General features: G+C 32.6%; 2 protein-coding genes. Both read right to left on the bottom strand.

Going from position 1 to position 976, the window contains the following annotated elements:
• The coding region (locus tag PI85_RS19820; protein WP_152607455.1) for an IS3 family transposase at positions 1–410 on the bottom strand (410 nt) is incomplete at its 3' end.
• Entirely contained in the window at positions 398–922 is a 525-nt protein-coding gene (locus tag PI85_RS24315; RefSeq protein WP_036124326.1) for a transposase, read from the bottom strand. The genes PI85_RS19820 and PI85_RS24315, both read right to left, overlap by 13 nt.
• Positions 923–976 lie beyond the last annotated feature (54 nt).

Genomic DNA, 976 nt, shown 5'->3' with positions numbered 1-976 from the left:
CCAAATAAATGAAATTCAGTTATATCCGTTACCCACTTTTCATTTGGTTTTGACGCAATGAATTTACGACTAAGAATGTTTGGCGCAATTTTACCTACACTCCCTTTATAAGAACGGTATTTTTTAATACGTACAAGCGATTTTAAACCCATTTCCTTCATAAGTCGTTGAACAGTTTTATGATTAATTAGGAAGCCTTGATTACGTAATTCTAACGTTATACGACGATAACCATACCGTCCCTTGTGGTCGTGATATATAGTTGAAATCATCGATTTCATATTGTCATATTTATCAGGTTGGTCAAAGCGACTTGTCCAATAATAATAAGTACTACGTTTAATGCCGGCTAACTTTATTAATTCTTTTATATTAAATTGAATCCTTAGTTCAAATACTACTTGTGCCAAGTCTTTCGTTTTAATTTTTCCTTCTCTTGAACTAAGGAATTCAACTTTTTTAAAAATGCATTCTCCATACGCAGCTGTTCATTCTCTGCTCGTAATGCCTCTAATGAGCCTTCTTTAAAGTTTTGATTTTTACCTTTTTTTGAGTTGTCTTTCTTCAACTGTTTATGCCCCTTTTCCTTAAGAAATAGGGTATCCACACTTAAGTTTTTGAGACTAATTCGCCATTTTCTTATTGTACCTGGAGTAGGTAAATTAAAATGTACTGCAGTCTCTATATCAGACAACCTATTCTCGTTCATATAATTTAGTATATATAGTTTATCTTCAATAGAATAACGTGTATAGCTCTTTTTCAAGGATTCTGGTCCATGAAGATTATATTTGCCAATCCAGAAATGTATCAATTCAGTATTAGTGAAATTGAGTGATCTAGCAATTGAAGTAATGCCTTCATCACCTTTTTCAACACGAAAAATCGCATCCAATTTTTGTTCAAAAGTAATTCTTGCCATAAAAAAAGCACCTCCAAATGTTAGATTTGTGTCTAACAATTGGGGTGCAGTTCA

Source organism: Lysinibacillus sp. A1 (assembly GCF_000801965.1).
Taxonomy (GTDB): Bacteria; Bacillota; Bacilli; order Bacillales_A; family Planococcaceae; genus Lysinibacillus; species Lysinibacillus fusiformis.
This window is presented reverse-complemented; position numbering and strand designations above follow the sequence as displayed.

Coding starts and splice junctions, on each gene's coding strand:
- PI85_RS24315 (WP_036124326.1), bottom strand. CDS start 922: ATGGCAAGAATTACTTTTGAACAAAAATTGGATGCGATTTTTCGTGTT.